The following is a 3,703-nucleotide window of genomic DNA, read 5'->3' as shown; positions in this document are numbered from 1 at the left end:
AGATAAATAATGGCTATTTTGCACTGAAATCACCTTAACCAAGCGCAAATGGCGGCTAATACATTGAGTAGAAACAGGATAAAGGCTTTTATTCAGAGGTTCCCTAGTTTTAGGGTCAAACAGCTTGATGAAACTGATAGGCTTATCAAAGGGCGGCTTCGTCAGCTCGGCCACATTCTCCATATACCCGTTCAGCTCGATATGGTGGATGATCTTATGGACAAAGGCGATCTGCTTCTGGTTCAGGGACTGGTCATTGATAAAGGCAGAAAACGCCTGCATGGCTGCCTCGTGATCCAGCTTGGCGATCCTGCGGATGAGCAGGCCGAAGGGAGTATCCCCGAACTCCCGGGCATAGTCCTCCTTGCTGCCCAGTTCACTGGTCAGCACCCGCTCCAGCTCCTGATAGTCGCCCATAGCCAGCGGGATGTTATGGGTCAGCTTGTAAATGGCCAGCGTGTCGCCATGCTCGTTGACATAGCGGTTGACCTTGGCCCGGTAGTCCTCAAAATCATAGGCGGCGTCCAACTGCACACCCTCCTGGCTGTCGATCACCGGGTCTGTCAGCTTGGTGACGATCTGCCGCTGTGTACCGCCGCCCTCATCCAAGAAGTGGATCAGCTCCCGCAGCTCTTTCCGCATCCGCTCAAACAGCAAGATATCGTTAGCATCCCAGAAGGCGTCCGTCTGGATCTCCTGGAGCAGCGGCAGCTTTGCCTTGACCTGGGGGATGCTGGCCTTGCGCTCCAGCAGCGCAGTGGTGTCGCACAGTTGCTTCCTGGCGTACTTGAACGCGGGCATCTGCCCGACATGGGCCAGCATTAAGCCATACATGAAGTTGTCAAACCGTTTTGCGAACTCGTCCGGCTCCTCCGCCTGTACCAAGGGGGCAATCTGCGTGAGCAGTTCGCTCTTGTCTCCCTCGCTGATGGTGGCAAACGCCTCCGGCTTCTGATACTTGCCCACGAACTGCCGCCGCAGCTTGACCGCGATCAGGTCAGAATTGAGGGCCACTACCTGCCGATGGCAGGTATCCACCAGTTCCCCCCGCCATACCTGATAGTCCTCGCCGGCAAAGGCACTCTCCTGCAACGCCATGGCCAGCCGGACCTGTTTCCCAAAGAGATTCTCCGATAGCGTTTTTGTTTCTCTGGCCTCATAGCCCTCTTTGTGCTGCCGGAAAAATTCAAAGTTGCCGCAGTAGTCAAATATCAGAAACCGGCGCTTGTCGGTATAGGCCCCGTCCACCTGATCCACGCAGGGCAACCCCTGACACAGCCGGGTACCCCGGCCGATCATCTGCCAGAACTTCGCCTTGGAACTCACCTTTTTGAAGAACACCAGATTGACACACTCCGGCACGTCGATGCCGGTATCCATCATATCCACCGAAACGGCGATATGCGGCTCTTTTTCCGGCTGTTTGAAGTCGTCAATGATGGTCTGTGCATAGGAGTCGTCGCAGATGACCCGCTGGGCAAAGGTGCCGTGGTACTGGGGATAGAGCTTGTTGAACCGCTCCAGAATAAACTCCGCGTGGCGCTTGTTCTGGGCAAAGAGGATGGTTTTCCCCAGCCGGTCGCCGCCCGACACTTTCACACCCCGCTCCATCAGGTCTTGTAGCACGATGTCCACCGTCGTTTCGTTGAACACAAACTGATTGAGCGCCGCCGAGGGGATGAAGTCCGGCATTGTGCCGTCCTCCACAAAATCCTCCTCATATCGCTCCTTGTCCTCGTCGGACAGGTCGTCATAGGTGATACCCTCGTCTAAAAACTTGGTCTTGACCTCATAGTTATAGTACGGCACCAGCACATGGTCCTGATACACCGCCGTCTCATAGTCATAGGCATAGGTAGGAACCCCATGCTCCATCTCGAAAAAGTCGTAGGTGTTGCGGTCCACATCGGTCTTGGGCGTGGCGGTCAGGCCCACCATGACCGCGTCAAAATATTCAAAAATCGCCCGATATTTTTTGAAAATGCTCCGGTGGCTCTCGTCAATGATGATCAGATCAAAGTGCGCCGGGGTGAAGAGCTGCCGCCCGTCTTTGGATTTGGTGTCGTCAATGGCGTTGAGGATGGTGGGATAGGTGGAGAACACGATGCGGGCGTTCCGGTCGTCCTTGTTGGAACAGAGGTTGCACAGGGACATATGGGGCAGATAGTTCTTGAAATCGTCCTTGGCCTGCTTGACCAGCGCGGTGCGGTCGGCCAGAAACAGAATATTGGTCACCCATCTGCCCCGGCTGAGCACATCGGTCAGGCTGGAGGCCGTTCTGGTCTTGCCGGTGCCGGTGGCCATGACCAACAAATGCTTGCGGAATCCCTGGGTGAGCTGCCCGCACACCGCCCGGATGGCCTCTTTCTGGTAATAGCGGTCGGTGATTTTGTCGTCGATGGCAACGCCCAGCAGCTCCAGCCGTTCCGCCCGGCGGTTCATCAGCTTTTGCAGGTCGTCTTTGCTGAATACGCCGCTGACCTTCCGCTGGGGGCCGCTCTGGTCGTCCCAGAAATAGGTGTCAAAGCCGTTGGTGGTGAACATCATGGGGCGGCGGCCAAATTTCCGCTCCAGGCAGTCCGCATACAGCACCGCCTGTTTCCGCCCGGTGTTGGGGTCCTTGCTGGAATGCTTGGCCTCCACCACCGCCAGGGGCAGGCCGTCTTTGCCGAAGAGCACATAGTCACAGTAGCCCGGCTGTCCGGGCACGCCGGCCATGCCCTCCACCGGGTACTCCTCCTGCACATCGGCGTCAGGGCCGTCGAACTTCCAGCACATCTGCTTCATGTCCACGTCAATGAACCGCTTGCGGGTCTCAAATTCGGAGAGGTCCTCCGGCTGGAAAGTGCGCTCTTTCTGGTGCTTGTCCTTTCCGGCGGTGAACTGGGCGGACATCTGCGCAATCTGCTGGCGCAGGGCTTCGATCTCTGCCGCTTTTTCCTCCAGCAAGCTCTCCTGTTCCTTGATTTTGCGGGTGTCCACCGCTACCGGCTCGGTGGGGATCAGGTTTTCGTCAAAGGTGCGCTCCACATAGTCCGCCCCATAGCAGTAATCGATCCACTCCACGAACTCGAACAGTCCCCGCAGGGCGGCCAGGGCGTCGCCGGGCTGCACGCTTCGCTCGGTATGTACCGCCAGATTGCCCAGCTTGATGATAAACTGGAACTTGCCCCATGTGTTGGTGTCCACGGCAAAGCGGAAAGACGGCTCATGCACCAGAGATTGCAGATTGTCTTTATAGGGCAGTTTCATGGACTCGTCCGCCGCATAGACCCACTTCACCGCCAGCTCCAGCGCCTTGCGACAGCCCACCGCGCACATGGCCGGGGCGGAGGCGTAGATTTTCTCGGCTTCCATGCAGGCCGGGGCAAAGAGGGCGTAGTCGGGTTTGGCTATGAGAAAGGAGAAATTCGGCATGAAATCACCTCTTACTCTTCTTAATTTTGCAAACTTTGTATTAGTCTAGAAAAATTCTGCATTATCGGAAAGTGATTGTCCAAAACATAAAACTGCCGATCTTGCCCATCCTTCAAGAAGAATACTTGTTTATCCCGTATCGAACTATTCAGGCTTTCTCTATGTAAGCATACGAAATAGACAATATGAAATGACCCCTTCGCTTGTAAAGCGTGGATTTACCTGTCATACTTAAAGTGCAAACAAAAAGCACACAGGAATTACCACATACAAGAGGAGGAGTCAT

The 3,703-nt window shown here is 55.5% G+C and carries 1 protein-coding gene; it reads right to left on the bottom strand.

The window, feature by feature from the left end; all coding sequences use genetic code 11:
* On the bottom strand, positions 1-3,417 hold a 3,417-nt coding region (locus ACTNBK_RS16670; RefSeq protein WP_441147775.1), incomplete at its 3' end, for a DEAD/DEAH box helicase family protein.
* Positions 3,418-3,703: the final 286 nt, after the last annotated feature.

Source organism: Intestinimonas sp. HCP28S3_D6, assembly GCF_052065695.1.
Taxonomy (GTDB): Bacteria; Bacillota; Clostridia; order Oscillospirales; family Oscillospiraceae; genus Intestinimonas.
This window is presented reverse-complemented; position numbering and strand designations above follow the sequence as displayed.